General features: G+C 70.9%; 15 protein-coding genes. 10 read left to right on the forward strand and 5 right to left on the reverse strand.

The window, feature by feature from the left end:
• Nucleotides 1–124 precede the first annotated feature (124 nt).
• The 4 genes from ybaK to NRF20_RS32900 all read right to left on the reverse strand — a co-directional run bounded on the left by ybaK (nt 125) and on the right by NRF20_RS32900 (nt 4,315).
• Entirely contained in the window at nt 125–628 is a 504-nt protein-coding gene (gene ybaK, locus NRF20_RS32885) for a Cys-tRNA(Pro) deacylase (protein WP_398629613.1), read from the reverse strand.
• Nucleotides 629–660: 32 nt separating this feature from the next.
• Nucleotides 661–1,404, reverse strand: coding sequence for an LON peptidase substrate-binding domain-containing protein (locus tag NRF20_RS32890; protein WP_266362018.1), 744 nt, complete (start codon nt 1,402–1,404; stop codon nt 661–663).
• Nucleotides 1,405–1,409: 5 nt separating this feature from the next.
• Nucleotides 1,410–2,447, reverse strand: a complete 1,038-nt coding sequence (locus tag NRF20_RS32895) for a hypothetical protein (RefSeq protein WP_398629612.1) — start codon at nt 2,445–2,447, stop codon at nt 1,410–1,412.
• A 266-nt stretch (nt 2,448–2,713) separates the two neighbouring features.
• Entirely contained in the window at nt 2,714–4,315 is a 1,602-nt protein-coding gene (locus tag NRF20_RS32900) for an oxidoreductase (RefSeq protein ID WP_398629611.1), read from the reverse strand.
• Between the two features lie 138 nt (nt 4,316–4,453).
• Between NRF20_RS32900 and hisD the strand changes: the two genes are divergently transcribed.
• Genes hisD through hisF form a run of 8 tightly spaced genes read left to right on the forward strand, consistent with a single transcriptional unit; the run spans nt 4,454 to nt 10,211 of the window.
• Complete coding sequence (gene hisD, locus NRF20_RS32905; protein ID WP_413753800.1) at nt 4,454–5,776, forward strand: histidinol dehydrogenase; 1,323 nt, start codon at nt 4,454–4,456, stop codon at nt 5,774–5,776.
• On the forward strand, nt 5,773–6,909 hold the full coding sequence (locus NRF20_RS32910; protein WP_413753801.1) for a histidinol-phosphate transaminase: 1,137 nt from the start codon (nt 5,773–5,775) through the stop codon (nt 6,907–6,909). Before hisD ends, NRF20_RS32910 begins: the two co-directional genes overlap by 4 nt.
• Nucleotides 6,906–7,508, forward strand: a complete 603-nt coding sequence (gene hisB / locus NRF20_RS32915) for an imidazoleglycerol-phosphate dehydratase HisB (RefSeq protein ID WP_093894918.1) — start codon at nt 6,906–6,908, stop codon at nt 7,506–7,508. The genes NRF20_RS32910 and hisB overlap by 4 nt, the downstream gene beginning before the upstream one ends.
• Nucleotides 7,505–7,672 (forward strand): hypothetical protein, encoded by a 168-nt coding sequence (locus tag NRF20_RS32920; protein ID WP_176740053.1) that lies wholly within the window; start codon nt 7,505–7,507, stop codon nt 7,670–7,672. Before hisB ends, NRF20_RS32920 begins: the two co-directional genes overlap by 4 nt.
• A gap of 10 nt (nt 7,673–7,682) precedes the next feature.
• Nucleotides 7,683–8,339 carry an imidazole glycerol phosphate synthase subunit HisH gene (hisH, locus tag NRF20_RS32925; protein WP_398629609.1) on the forward strand — a complete coding sequence of 219 codons (657 nt, stop codon included), beginning with the start codon at nt 7,683–7,685 and terminating at the stop codon, nt 8,337–8,339.
• On the forward strand, nt 8,339–9,064 hold the full coding sequence (gene priA, locus NRF20_RS32930) for a bifunctional 1-(5-phosphoribosyl)-5-((5-phosphoribosylamino)methylideneamino)imidazole-4-carboxamide isomerase/phosphoribosylanthranilate isomerase PriA (protein ID WP_266362029.1): 726 nt from the start codon (nt 8,339–8,341) through the stop codon (nt 9,062–9,064). The genes hisH and priA overlap by 1 nt, the downstream gene beginning before the upstream one ends.
• The gene (locus NRF20_RS32935; protein ID WP_093894915.1) at nt 9,061–9,459 is read left to right on the forward strand and encodes a RidA family protein; all 399 of its coding nucleotides are present in this window, start codon (nt 9,061–9,063) and stop codon (nt 9,457–9,459) included. Before priA ends, NRF20_RS32935 begins: the two co-directional genes overlap by 4 nt.
• Nucleotides 9,456–10,211, forward strand: a complete 756-nt coding sequence (hisF, locus tag NRF20_RS32940; protein WP_398629608.1) for an imidazole glycerol phosphate synthase subunit HisF — start codon at nt 9,456–9,458, stop codon at nt 10,209–10,211. The genes NRF20_RS32935 and hisF overlap by 4 nt, the downstream gene beginning before the upstream one ends.
• A gap of 168 nt (nt 10,212–10,379) precedes the next feature.
• Here hisF and NRF20_RS32945 read toward each other — a convergent pair whose 3' ends face one another.
• Nucleotides 10,380–11,012 carry a TIGR03085 family metal-binding protein gene (locus NRF20_RS32945; RefSeq protein ID WP_266362033.1) on the reverse strand — a complete coding sequence of 211 codons (633 nt, stop codon included), beginning with the start codon at nt 11,010–11,012 and terminating at the stop codon, nt 10,380–10,382.
• An 84-nt stretch (nt 11,013–11,096) separates the two neighbouring features.
• Here NRF20_RS32945 and hisI point away from each other — a divergent pair, with 84 nt between their 5' ends.
• Entirely contained in the window at nt 11,097–11,480 is a 384-nt protein-coding gene (gene hisI, locus NRF20_RS32950; protein WP_398629607.1) for a phosphoribosyl-AMP cyclohydrolase, read from the forward strand.
• An 11-nt stretch (nt 11,481–11,491) separates the two neighbouring features.
• The gene (locus NRF20_RS32955; RefSeq protein ID WP_398629606.1) at nt 11,492–12,985 is read left to right on the forward strand and encodes an anthranilate synthase component I; all 1,494 of its coding nucleotides are present in this window, start codon (nt 11,492–11,494) and stop codon (nt 12,983–12,985) included.
• Nucleotides 12,986–12,987: the final 2 nt, after the last annotated feature.

Genomic DNA, 12,987 nt, shown 5'->3' on the forward strand with positions numbered 1-12,987 from the left:
TTTCCGGACCGGGGCTCCGCCCCGGACGCCGGTCCTCAAACGCCGGACGGGCTGAAAGCGTCCTCCAGCGCCGGGCAGGCTGAACGGCACCCGCAAGCGCCGGGCCGAGAAGTGCCCAGGGCGGCTACTCCCGGCCGATCTCCGCGAACACCGCCCCCGTCAGGGACGCCAGATCCGTGGGGGCGAGTTCGACCTCCAGGCCGCGGCGGCCCGCCGAGACGCAGATTGTTTCGTGGGACTGTGCCGACGCGTCCAGCACCGTAGGCAGCCGCTTCCGCTGGCCCAGGGGGGAGATGCCGCCCCGTACGTAGCCGGTGGTGCGTTCTGCGGCTGTCGGGTCGGCCATCGCGGCTCGTTTGCCGCCCACCGCGGAGGCCAGGGCCTTGAGATCCAGGGAGCCGGCCACCGGGACGACCGCCACGGTGAGTGTGCCGTCGACGTCCGCGACCAGGGTCTTGAAGACCCGGTCGGGGGAGACGCCCAGTGCCTCGGCCGCCTCCTCGCCGTAGGAGGCCGACGCCGGGTCGTGGTCGTAGGAGTGGACGGTGAACGCCGTGCCGGCCGCGGTCAGTGCGACCGTTGCCGGGGTGCCGCCGGACTGCTGCTGCTTCTTCGGCTTCTTCGCCACGGGGGAGGGTCCTCGGGTCGGTCGGTCGTCAGTCAGTTGGGGTGGGTCGGCGCACGCGTCAGGTCCACCGCGGGCAGGGACGGCAGATGCCGGATGACGGCGGTCTCGGAGCGCAGCAGCGTCAGTTCCTCGCGCAGCCGGGTCGCGGTGTCGGGTGCCTGGAGCAGCCGCTGCTTGCACGGGATGTCGAATACGGCCGCCGCCGCGACCAGGTAGGAGACGACGGAGGGGTCGTCGGGCAGGTCCGCCCCCGTCGTCAGGGAGCGTTCGCTCGCCCCGGCCAGTCGCTTCTGGTAGCTGCGGAAGGCCCGCAGGACACCCTCGGCGAGTGCGCCGGCCTCCTCGCCGGGTTTCTCGTCCAGTTCTTCGAGTTCGGCCGTCAGATAGGGGCCGCTCGCGTCGACGGAGAGCAGCTTGACCCGGGTGGTGCCGGTCGCGAGGACCTCGAAGCTGCCGTCCGGCCGTTCCCGGATCTTCGCCGCGTCGGCGATGCAGCCGACCCGGTGGAAGGTCTGGATCGGGTCGGGGCCGAAGCCGTCCGCGGGACCGCGCTCGGCGGGGGTGCTCACCGCCTTGGGCATTCCGGCGGCCGTCGGGGCGACCTCGCGGCCGTCGCGGATCGCGACCACGGCGAAGCGGCGGGGTTCGTCGTCGTCGGTCTTCAGCAGCTCGCGCATCATGGCGCGATAACGCTCTTCGAAGACGTTCAGCGGCAGCACGAGGCCGGGGAACAGCACCGCGTTCAGCGGGAACAGAGGCAGGCGAGCGGTGGTCACAACGGTCAAGCGTAATGGCCGCGGGGCCGACCTCGGTCGGCCCGGCCCGACAAGGGCGTCGCACAGGCCACCCGGAGCCGCGCCTCGTCCCTCGCGTCGAGGAACCGGCCCAGCGGATCGTCGGAGACCGACGACCACGGGAACGACGCAGCATGGAGTCCGATCTGCCGGAACTGTTCCAGCGCCTCGCCCCAGCGGCCCCGCGCGACCAGCACGTACGCCAGCAGGTTGCGGACCTCGGCGGGCCAGGGATCGCCGGGCGCGAACGAGGCGGACAGCGTGATCGTCAGATCCACTGCCGCGTCGATCCGTTCCTCCTGCACCGAGGTGGTCCGTACGTCCGGCCCCTCGATCAGCAGGGCGAAGGCGGCCCGCAGCGGCAGCGCCTGCACCAGTGAGCTGGGCAGCGAGTCCTCGGCGGCCCGCTCGGCGAAGTCGAAGCACTCGCGGTGCGAGCCGTACCAGGCGGCGGAGAGATACCGCAGCGCCGCGACATGGCAGCCGTAGTGGTGCGAGGAGCGCTGGATCGCCTGCTCCCACAGCGCCTCGAACATGGTGTGCGTGGCATGGGTGCCGCGCGCATGGTCGAGCGCGAGCCGCCACGGCACCGGGTCGCGGGGGTCGCTCTCGGCCGCCGCGGTGATCAGCGGTCCCACCTCGCGCAGCTGCTCTGCCCGGACGGGCGACTCCCAGGCCCGGCGGACCGCCAGCTCGGCCTTGACGAGCAGCGCGTCCGGGTCGTGCGGTGCGGCGGCGAGCCAGTCGGTCAGCCATCTGTCGCGGTTGCGGGCGAACGTGGCGAGCCGGCTGAGGTAGCGGTCCCGGTCCTCCCACTCGGCGCCGTCCCGGGTGGTGGCGAGGAGTTTCGCGGCCGGTTCGTACTCCCCGAGGGCGGCGGCGACAAGCGCCGGGGAGAGCCGTTCGTCGGGGGCGTCGAGCAGCACCGCGTCGTCCGCGGGCAGTCCGGCGGACCCCTGGGGGGAGTGCCGGATCATGCGCGCGGTACGGAGCAGAGCGCGAAGGAATGACATGGTGCAGGCCATTGAAAAGCGCTGGTCGGGACGGCGCCAGGGGGGCGCTGTGAAGCTTTGGTGCCGACTGCATGGGTTGTATCGGGCTGGGTCAATAAAAAGTAAAGGAAAGCGGGGGATCTGGCTTGTTTTCACTGATCCGGCCATCGGTCTCCGACACTTCGGCCGTGGCTCGGTAGATCGTTCGACCACGGCCTCCGGCCTGCGACGGCCACTGCGCAGAAGGGCTTCGGCCGGTCGGACGGTCGGTCGTCCGGCCGGCCGAAGCCGGATTCCGGTCAGCCCCGGCGCAGCAGCCGTGAGGCGCCTGCCGCGACCGTCGTGGCCAGTATCCAACCCAGCAGGACGAGCACGGCCGCCGCCCACTGCCAGCCGCCCTCCATACGCCAGTAACCGTCCTGGCCGAGGTTGATGACCGGCACCAGCAGATCGAGTGCATAGAGCGCCGGATTCCACTGCGGATGCTCATCCTGTTTGATCGCCGCCGGGACGTGCTGGGAGAAGGCCACCGCACCCGCCGCCCACAGCACCGCCATCCACACCGCGGCCCGCCCCGGCCGGTAGCCGTACGCCACCGTCCAGTCCTGGAGGAAGCCCCAGAGCTTTGCGGCGGGCGGCAGCGTCTCGCGGCGCCGCCGCTGCTTGGCCAGCAGCACCTCGCGGGCGTCCGCGTCCTCCCCGCAGTTGCGCAGCACCGTGGCGAGGCGTTCGTACGGCTCCGGTACGTACTCCGGGGTCGCCGCCGCCACCCACTCCAGGCGCCGGGAGAGCGGGAAGTGCCCGTACGGGACGAGGTTCTCGTACACGAAACCGCCCATCGCCAGACCGCCGGGCCCCGGCCAGCTGGTCGACACATCGATCAGCGTGACGACCTTCGCGCCGTTCAGCACGACCCGGCCCTCCTCCGGCTGTTCCGCGTTGAACCGCAGCTCCGGGGTGACGATCCGGCGCAGCGACAGCTCCTCGTGCCTGGCCAGTACGAACCGCGCCTTGTGCAGATCGACCGCGTCGCCGAACCGTCCGTCGTCCAGGCGCACCCCGCCGCGGCACTCGAAGATCTGCGAACGCGTACCGCGCGCCGGGGTCGGCGCCATGACGATGCCGTACGGGGGAGTGGTGCCCTGGTTCCCGGTGTCGATGCTCACCCACGCCTCGCTCATGTACAGCGTCCGCTCCACGGTCAGCTGAGGGGCGTTCAGTGCGCGCCGTCCCTCCCTGCCCCGCAGTCGGCTGCCGCGCAGACTCAGCGAGCCGCCGACCTTCGCCCCGCGCAGGCTCAGCTCGCCGCGCGCCTCGACCATCTCCGCCTGCAGGTCCTGGGCGACCGCCAGCCCGTCACCGGCCAGGGCCCGCCCGTTGCGGTCGGGGCCGATCTCGATCTGGTTGATCAGCAGATCGGTGCCGATCTGTGCGTCGGTGAGCCGGATCCCGCGCTTGATGCGGCAGCGCGGCAGATGCAGATCGCCCTCGGTGCGCAGCCGGGCCGCCTCCAGCCGCGGCATCGCGCAGCCGACCATCCGCAACGTCGTGAAATGGCATTCCGGCAGCGCCACCTCGCTCTCGAAGCGGCAGCCGGTCAGCTCGACGTACGGCGCGACGCGCCCGCCCGCGAGATCCAGCGTCCCGGTGATCCGTACGCCCCGGAGCTTCAGCGCCGCGACCCGGCCGGGCCGCGGCGGTGGCCCGGACAGCAGCAGCCGGGCGACGACGCGCCCGTCCACACTGCGCTCCGGTCCCCAGGTGCGCGGCGCGAACGGATCGTCCCGCGCCGGGTCGCGGGCGCGCAGATCGTAGGTGCTGCCGTTCCGGAACGCCTGCCACATGCCCAGTTCGGCCGCGCTGAGACCGTCCGGAAAATCGCCGTCGTGCGGTTCGGTCACGGGTGCCCCTTCCGCTCGGAGCTGTTCTTCCCTCTGTGTGACGAAGTGAACGCTATTGGTCAGCAGTGACGTCCGGGACATGTATCAGCCAGTGATACGGGCGACCGGACGCCGGAGGCGGTCTGCGAGAATTGCGGTGTGATCTCTCGAATCGATCTGCGCGGCAACGCCCTCCCCGAGGGTGGAGCCCTGCGCGACCTGCTGCCCCGTGCCGAGTTCGACGTGGAAGCCGCCCTGGAGACGGTGCGGCCCATCTGCGAGGACGTACGCCATCGTGGCTCGGCGGCAGTGATCGAGTGGGGGGAGAAATTCGACGGCGTACGGATCGACTCGATCCGCGTCCCGGCCTCGGCGATCGCCGAGGCGCTGGAGCGGCTCGACCGTGCCGTACGGGCCGCCCTGGAGGAGTCGATCCGCCGCGCCCGCCTCGTCCACCGCGAGCAGCGCCGCACCACGCACACCACCCAGGTCGTCCCCGGCGGCACCGTCACCGAGAAGTGGGTGCCGGTCGAGCGCGTCGGGCTGTACGTACCGGGCGGGCGCTCCGTCTACCCGTCCTCCGTCGTCATGAACGTCGTACCGGCCCAGGAGGCGGGCGTCGAGGGCATCGCCGTCGCATCCCCGCCGCAGAAGGACTTCGACGGTCTGCCGCACCCGACGATCCTCGCCGCCTGCGCCCTGCTCGGCGTCGACGAGGTGTACGCGGCCGGCGGCGCCCAGGCCGTCGCGATGTTCGCGTACGGAACGGCCGAATGTCTTCCGGTGAACCTCGTCACCGGCCCCGGCAACATCTATGTCGCCGCCGCCAAGCGCCTCCTCAAGGGCCGGATCGGCATCGACGCCGAGGCGGGCCCCACCGAGATCGCGATCCTCGCCGACTCCACCGCCGACCCGGTGCACGTCGCCGCCGACCTGATCAGCCAGGCCGAACACGACCCGATGGCCGCCGCCGTCCTCGTCACCGACTCCGAGGAACTGGCCGCAGCCACCGAGGCCGAGCTGAAGCCGCAGGTCGCCGCGACGAAGCACGTCACCGACCGGATCGAGCCCGCACTGGCCGGCCGCCAGTCCGCGATCGTCCTGGTCAACGACCTGGAGGACGGCCTCAAGGTCGTCGACGCGTACGCCGCCGAGCACCTGGAGATCCAGACCGCCGACGCCGCCGCGCTCGCCGACCGGGTCCGCAACGCCGGGGCGGTCTTCGTCGGCCCGTGGGCCCCGGTCTCGCTCGGCGACTACTGCGCCGGCTCCAACCACGTCCTGCCGACCGGCGGCTGCGCCTGCCACTCCTCGGGCCTGTCCGTGCAGTCCTTCCTGCGCGGCATCCACATCGTCGACTACACGCGCGATGCGCTCGCCGAGGTCACCCACCATGTCGTGACCCTCGCCGAGGCGGAGGACCTCCCCGCCCACGGCGCCGCGCTCAAGGCCAGGTTCGGCGGAGAGGTTCCGCAACAGTGACGCACAGCAACACCACCCGCATGGACGATCTCCCGATCCGCGACGAACTGCGCGGCAAGTCCCCGTACGGCGCGCCGCAGCTCGACGTACCCGTGCGGCTGAACACCAACGAGAACCCGTACCCGCTGCCCGAGGCGCTCGTCGACCGGATCGCCGAGCGCGTCCGCGAGGCCGCCCGCGACCTCAACCGCTACCCCGACCGGGACGCCGTCGAGCTCCGTACGGAGCTGGCCCGCTACCTGAGCCGCACCGCCGGGCACGAGGTCGGCCTCGCCAACGTCTGGGCGGCCAACGGTTCCAACGAGGTGCTTCAGCAGTTGCTGCAGACCTTCGGCGGCCCGGGGCGCACCGCGATCGGCTTCGAGCCCTCGTACTCCATGCACGCCCTCATCGCCCGCGGCACCGGCACCGGCTGGATCTCCGGACCGCGCAACGAGGACTTCACCATCGACGTCGAGGCCGCCCGGAAGACCATCGCCGAGCACCGGCCCGACGTCGTCTTCATCACCTCGCCCAACAACCCCACCGGCACCGCCGTCGACGCCGAGACCGTACTCGCGCTGTACGAGGCCGCCCAGGCGGCCAAGCCGTCGATGGCCGTCGTCGACGAGGCGTACGGCGAGTTCAGCCACCACGCCTCGCTGCTCCCGCTGATCGAGGGCCGGCCGAACATGGTGCTCTCGCGCACCATGTCGAAGGCGTTCGGCGCCGCCGGACTGCGCCTCGGCTACCTCGCCGCCGACCCGGCCGTCGTCGACGCGGTCCAGCTGGTGCGACTGCCGTACCACCTGTCCTCCATCACCCAGGCCACCGCGCTCGCCGCCCTGGAGCACACGGATACGCTGCTCGGATACGTCGCGCAGCTCAAGAGCGAGCGCGACCGGATCGTCACCCGGCTGCGCGCTCTCGGCTACGACGTCACCGACTCGGACGCCAACTTCGTCCAGTTCGGCCGCTTCGCCGACAGCCACACCGCCTGGCAGCAGATTCTCGACCGGGGCGTCCTGGTCCGGGACAACGGCGTACCTGGATGGCTGCGGGTCTCCGCGGGCACCCCGGCAGAGAATGACGCGTTCCTCGATGCGGTACGCACGCTTGTAAATGAGATCGCCAAGAAGGAGCACGACGCATGACTCGCGCGGCCCGTGTAGGAAGAGTCGAACGCACCACCAAGGAAACCTCGGTACTCGTCGAGATCAACCTCGACGGCACCGGCAAGGTCGAGGTGTCGACCGGGGTCGGTTTCTACGACCACATGCTCGACCAGCTCGGCCGGCACGGACTCTTCGACCTCACCGTCAAGACCGACGGCGACCTGCACATCGACTCGCATCACACCATCGAGGACACCGCCCTCGCCCTGGGTGCCGCGTTCAAGCAGGCCCTCGGCGACAAGGTCGGCATCTACCGATTCGGCAACTGCACCGTCCCGCTGGACGAGTCGCTCGCCCAGGTCACCGTCGACCTGTCCGGCCGCCCGTACCTCGTGCACACCGAGCCCGAGAACATGGCGCCCATGATCGGCGAGTACGACACGACGATGACCCGGCACATACTGGAGTCCTTCGTCGCCCAGGCGCAGATCGCCCTGCACGTCCACGTGCCGTACGGGCGCAATGCCCACCACATCGTGGAGTGCCAGTTCAAGGCGCTCGCCCGCGCCCTGCGGTACGCCAGTGAGCACGATCCGCGTGCTGCCGGAATTCTTCCCTCCACGAAGGGCGCGCTGTGACCGGCCTCAACACCATCCTGATCCTGGTCGGCCTGTTCCTGGCCGGCGGGGTCTACTCCTTCTCGAAGCAGAAGATGCCCAAGGGCGTCATCGTCCTGCTCGGGCTCGCGTCCGTGATGTGCCTGGTGGCAGGCGTCATGCGGATCCAGGGACTCTGGGACTGAGGTACGACTTGTGAGCGACAAGAAGAAGAGCGACAAGAAGAAGGTCGTCGTCTTCGACTACGGCTTCGGCAATGTCCGGTCCGCCGAGCGGGCCCTCGCCCACGTCGGCGCGGATGTCGAGATCACCCGCGACTACGAGAAGGCGATGAACGCCGACGGGCTGCTGGTGCCCGGCGTCGGTGCGTTCTCCGCCTGCATGGAGGGGCTGAAGAAGGCCCGCGGGGAATGGATCATCGGCCGCAGGCTCTCCGGCGGCCGCCCCGTCATGGGCATCTGCGTCGGTATGCAGATCCTCTTCGAGCGCGGCATCGAGCACGGTGTGGAGACGCAGGGGCTGGACGAATGGCCCGGCACCGTCGCCCCGCTGAAGGCCCCGATCGTCCCGCACATGGGCTGGAACACCGTGCGGTCCCCCGAGGACTCCCAGCTCTTCGCAGGTCTCGACCCCGAGGCCCGGTTCTACTTCGTGCACTCCTACGCCGTGCACGACTGGAGCCTGGAGGTCACCAACGCCAAGATCCGCGCGCCCCGGGTCACCTGGGCCACCCACGGCGAGCCGTTCGTCGCGGCCGTGGAGAACGGCGCCCTGTGGGCCACCCAGTTCCACCCCGAGAAGTCCGGCGATGCCGGCGCCCAGCTGCTGACCAACTGGATCGAGACGCTGTAATGCCGAAGCTTGAACTCCTCCCCGCCGTCGACGTCCGCGACGGCCAGGCCGTCCGCCTCGTCCACGGCGAGTCCGGCTCCGAGACCTCCTACGGTGACCCCCTGCAGGCCGCCCTCGCCTGGCAGCAGGCGGGCGCCGAATGGCTGCATCTGGTCGACCTGGACGCCGCGTTCGGCACCGGCGACAACCGGGCGCAGATCGCCGAGGTCGCCCGCTCCATGGACATCAAGGTCGAGCTCTCCGGCGGCATCCGCGACGACGCCTCGCTCGCCGCGGCCCTCGCCACCGGCTGCACCCGGGTCAACCTCGGCACCGCCGCCCTGGAGACCCCTCAGTGGGTGGCCAAGGTCATCGCCGAACACGGTGACAAGATCGCCGTCGGCCTCGACGTCCGCGGCACGACACTGCGCGGCCGCGGCTGGACCCGCGACGGCGGTGACCTCTACGAGACGCTCGCCCGTCTCGACTCCGAGGGCTGCGCCCGCTACGTCGTCACCGACATCGCCAAGGACGGTACGCTCCAGGGCCCCAACCTGGAGCTCCTGAAGAACGTCTGCGCCGCCACGGACAAGCCCGTCGTCGCCTCCGGCGGTGTCTCCTCGCTGGACGACCTGCGGGCCATCTCCTCGCTCGTCCCCAACGGCGTCGAGGGCGCGATCGTCGGCAAGGCGCTGTACGCGAAGGCGTTCACCCTCGAAGAAGCACTGCAGGTGGTCTCCGGATGACCGACTCCGTCAACCGCATCTCCTCCGGCGCCCCCTGGGAGGACAAGTTCGGCTACTCCCGCGCGGTCGAGCTGCCGAACGGCCTCGTCCTGGTCGCCGGCTGCACGTCGGTGGAGAACGGGCAGATCTCCGCGGGCGGCCCGTACGAGCAGACCGTCACCTCCTTCAAGGTCGCCTTCGACGCCCTGAAGCAGCTCGGTCTGGGCCGCGAGGACGTCGTCCGCACCCGGATGTACATCACGCACGCCCGGGACGTGGACGAGGTCGGCCGCGCCCACAAGGAGCTCTTCGACGACGTCCGCCCCGCCGCGTCGATGATCATCGTGTCCGGGTTCGTGGACCCGAGCCTGGTCGTCGAGGTCGAGGTCGAGGCATACCGGGCAGGTGCGCGATGACCCTCGCGGTACGCGTCATTCCGTGCCTGGACGTCGACAACGGCCGGGTCGTCAAGGGCGTCAACTTCCAGAACCTGCGCGATGCGGGCGACCCCGTCGAGATGGCGAAGCTGTACGACGCCGAGGGCGCCGACGAGCTGACCTTCCTGGACATCACCGCGTCCAGCGGCGACCGGGAGACCACCTACGACGTGGTGCGCCGCACCGCCGAGCAGGTCTTCATCCCGCTCACGGTCGGCGGCGGCGTCCGTACCGCCGACGATGTCGACAAGCTGCTGCGGGCCGGTGCGGACAAGGTCGGCGTCAACACCGCGGCCATCGCCCGCCCGGACCTCATCCGGGAGATCGCCGAGCGCTTCGGCCGCCAGGTCCTGGTGCTCTCCGTGGACGCCCGGCGCACACCCGCGGGCAACTTCGAGGTCACCACGCACGGCGGCCGCAGGGGCACCGGCATGGACGCCGTCGAATGGGCGCACCGGGCCGCCGAGCTGGGCGCGGGCGAGATCCTGCTCAACTCGATGGACGCGGACGGCACCAAGGACGGCTACGACACCGAGATGATCGCGGCGGTACGGGAGCACGTGACCGTCCCCGTCATCGCCTCCGGCGGCGCGGGCCGGCTCGCAGACTTCGCACCCGCCATCGCGGCGGGCGCCGACGCGGTGCTCGCCGCGTCCGTCTTCCACTTCGGTGATCTGCGGATCTCCGAGGTCAAGGGCGCGCTCAGGGAGGCCGGACACCCGGTCCGCTGACCGCAGCACTCATCGATCGCCGGACGGAGCCGATTTTTCGGCTCCGTCCGGCGATCGGCGTTCCGAGGGCAGTCGCGTCGCATCTCCGGTCGCGGCAACACCCCACCCAAAAGCGCCCCGGATCACCGCCGCCGGACAGCTGGCCCGCCCCCCATCCACCGGTCGGTCCTACATCCCCAGCTCCGCCGTGTGCAGCCGGGCCACCGCCTCCTTGTCGCCCACGAGGTCCACCGTCGCCGCGTCCTGCCGGCCGAACGCGAAGAGCAGCAGCTCGCCCGGCTCGCCGGTGACCGTCACCACCGGGGTGCCCTTGTGCGCCACCGCCGTCTGGCCGTCCGGGCGTCGCAGCACCAGTCCCACCGGGGATTTGCGGCCCAGCAGCCGGGCCGTCTTCTCGGCGCGCGACCAGAGCACATCGGCGAAGACCGGGTCCAGCTCGCGCCGCGACCAGTCCGGCTGGGCCCGGCGCACATCCTCCGCGTGGATGTAGAACTCGATGGTGTTGGCGGCCTCGTCGACCTGCTTCACGGCGTACGGGGAGAACCTCGGCGGTCCCGTACGGATCAGCTGGATCAGCTCCTCGTACGGCTTCGAGGCGAATTCGGCCTGCACCCGCTCAAGGCGGTTCTTGAGCGCGCCCAGCAGAATCCCGCCCGCCGCGTCCGGCCGGCGCTCGCGGACCACCACATGGGCGGCCAGGTCCCGGGCCGTCCAGCCGTGGCACAGGGTCGGGGCTTCCGGTCCCGCCGCCTCCAACAGGTCGGCGAGCAGAAGTCGTTCACGCTTCGCATGGGTCGACATGCTCGCCAGCGTACGACCGCCGCACGCGGTCCGCCCAGTGGACGCTGCACAGAGCCGCTCCCGCGGCCACGGCACAATGGGCGCATGACCAGCGCGACCACGCCCAGCACTCCGCCGCCGTCCGGCAACCTCGACCCGGCCATCGCCGCCCGCCTCAAGCGCGGTGCCGACGGCCTCGTCCCGGCGATCGCCCAGCAGTACGACACCGGTGAGGTGCTGATGCTCGGCTGGATGGACGACGAGGCCCTGCACCGCACCCTCACCACCGGCCGCTGCACCTACTGGTCCCGCAGCCGTCAGGAGTACTGGGTCAAGGGCGACACCTCGGGCCACATCCAGCAGGTCAAGTCCGTCGCCCTCGACTGCGACGCCGACACCGTCCTGGTCAAGGTCGACCAGACGGGTGCCGCCTGCCACACCGGCGACCGCACCTGCTTCGACGCAGACGTCCTCCCGCTCGCTCAGTAGGGTCAGCCGTCATGGATCTCGATACCTTCCGCAAGCTGGCCGTCGACCGGCGCGTCATCCCCGTCAGCCGCCGGCTCCTCGCAGACGGCGACACCCCGGTCGGGCTCTACCGCAAACTCGCGGGCGAGCGCACCGGCACCTTCCTCCTCGAATCCGCGGAGAACGGCCGCACCTGGTCGCGCTACTCCTTCATCGGGGTACGCAGCGCCGCCACCCTCACCGCACGCGACGGACAGGCCCTCTGGCTGGGCACCCCGCCCGTCGGCGTCCCCGTCGACGGGGACCCGCTGCTGGCCCTGCGCGCCACCATCGAGACCCTGCACACCCCCCATGACCTGGTCGTCGACGACGGGCTGCCCCCGTTCACCGGCGGCATGGTCGGCTACCTGGGTTACGACATCGTGCGCCGCCTGGAGAAGATCGGCGACAGCGTCGAGGACGACCTCCACGTTCCCGAGCTGACCATGCTGCTCACCTCGGACCTGGCCGTACTCGACCACTGGGACGGCAGCGTCCTGCTGATCGCCAACGCGATCAACCACAACGACCTCGCGACCGGCGTCGACGAGGCGTACGCGGACGCCGTCGCCCGTCTCGACGCCATGGAGCGGGACCTCTCGCGCCCCGTCGAGAACGCCCCCGCGGCTCTCCCGCCGTCCGAGCTCCCCCCGTACACCGCTCTGTGGGGCGGCAAGGCGTACCAGGACGCCGTCGAGGACGTGAAGGAACGCATCAGGGCCGGCGAGGCCTTCCAGGTCGTCCCCTCCCAGCGCTTCGAAACCCCGTGCACGGCAAGCGCGTTGGACGTCTACCGGGTGCTGCGCGCCACCAACCCGTCGCCGTACATGTACCTCTTCCGCTTCGACGGCTTCGACGTCGCGGGCTCCAGCCCGGAAGCCCTCGTCAAGGTCGAGGACGGACGCGCCATGGTCCACCCGATCGCCGGCACCAGGCACCGCGGCGCCACCCCGCAGGAGGACCAGGCGCTCGCCGACGAACTCCTCGCCGACCCGAAGGAACGCGCCGAGCATCTGATGCTCGTCGACCTCGGCCGCAACGACCTGGGGCGGGTCTGCGAACCCGGCAGCGTCGAGGTCGTCGACTTCATGTCGATCGAGCGGTACTCGCACGTGATGCACATCGTCTCCACCGTCACCGGCCGCGTCGCCGAGGGCCGCACCGCCTTCGACGTCCTCACCGCGTGCTTCCCCGCGGGCACCCTCTCCGGCGCTCCCAAGCCCCGCGCGATGCAGATCATCGAGGAGCTCGAACCGACCCGCCGCGGACTGTACGGAGGCTGCGTCGGCTACCTCGACTTCGCCGGGGACTCCGACACCGCCATCGCGATCCGGACCGCCCTGCTCCGCGACGGCACGGCGTATGTCCAGGCCGGAGCAGGTGTCGTCGCCGACTCCGACCCGGTCGCCGAGGACACCGAGTGCCGCAACAAGGCCGCCGCGGTGCTCCGCGCGGTGCATACGGCCAACCGGCTCCACGGAGCATGAGG

The organism is Streptomyces sp. R-74717, from assembly GCF_047305335.1.
In the GTDB taxonomy this organism is placed as follows: Bacteria; Actinomycetota; Actinomycetes; order Streptomycetales; family Streptomycetaceae; genus Streptomyces; species Streptomyces atratus.

What these genes read in the sequence shown, in the direction of transcription:
- NRF20_RS32895 (WP_398629612.1), bottom strand. Translation starts at nt 2,447, where the DNA reads ATGGCCTGCACCATGTCATTCCTTCGCGCTCTGCTCCGTACCGCGCGC.
- hisB (WP_093894918.1), top strand. Translation starts at nt 6,906, where the DNA reads ATGACTCGCGCGGCCCGTGTAGGAAGAGTCGAACGCACCACCAAGGAA.
- priA (WP_266362029.1), top strand. Translation starts at nt 8,339, where the DNA reads ATGCCGAAGCTTGAACTCCTCCCCGCCGTCGACGTCCGCGACGGCCAG.
- NRF20_RS32935 (WP_093894915.1), top strand. Translation starts at nt 9,061, where the DNA reads ATGACCGACTCCGTCAACCGCATCTCCTCCGGCGCCCCCTGGGAGGAC.
- hisF (WP_398629608.1), top strand. Translation starts at nt 9,456, where the DNA reads ATGACCCTCGCGGTACGCGTCATTCCGTGCCTGGACGTCGACAACGGC.
- NRF20_RS32945 (WP_266362033.1), bottom strand. Translation starts at nt 11,012, where the DNA reads ATGTCGACCCATGCGAAGCGTGAACGACTTCTGCTCGCCGACCTGTTG.
- hisI (WP_398629607.1), top strand. Translation starts at nt 11,097, where the DNA reads ATGACCAGCGCGACCACGCCCAGCACTCCGCCGCCGTCCGGCAACCTC.
- NRF20_RS32955 (WP_398629606.1), top strand. Translation starts at nt 11,492, where the DNA reads ATGGATCTCGATACCTTCCGCAAGCTGGCCGTCGACCGGCGCGTCATC.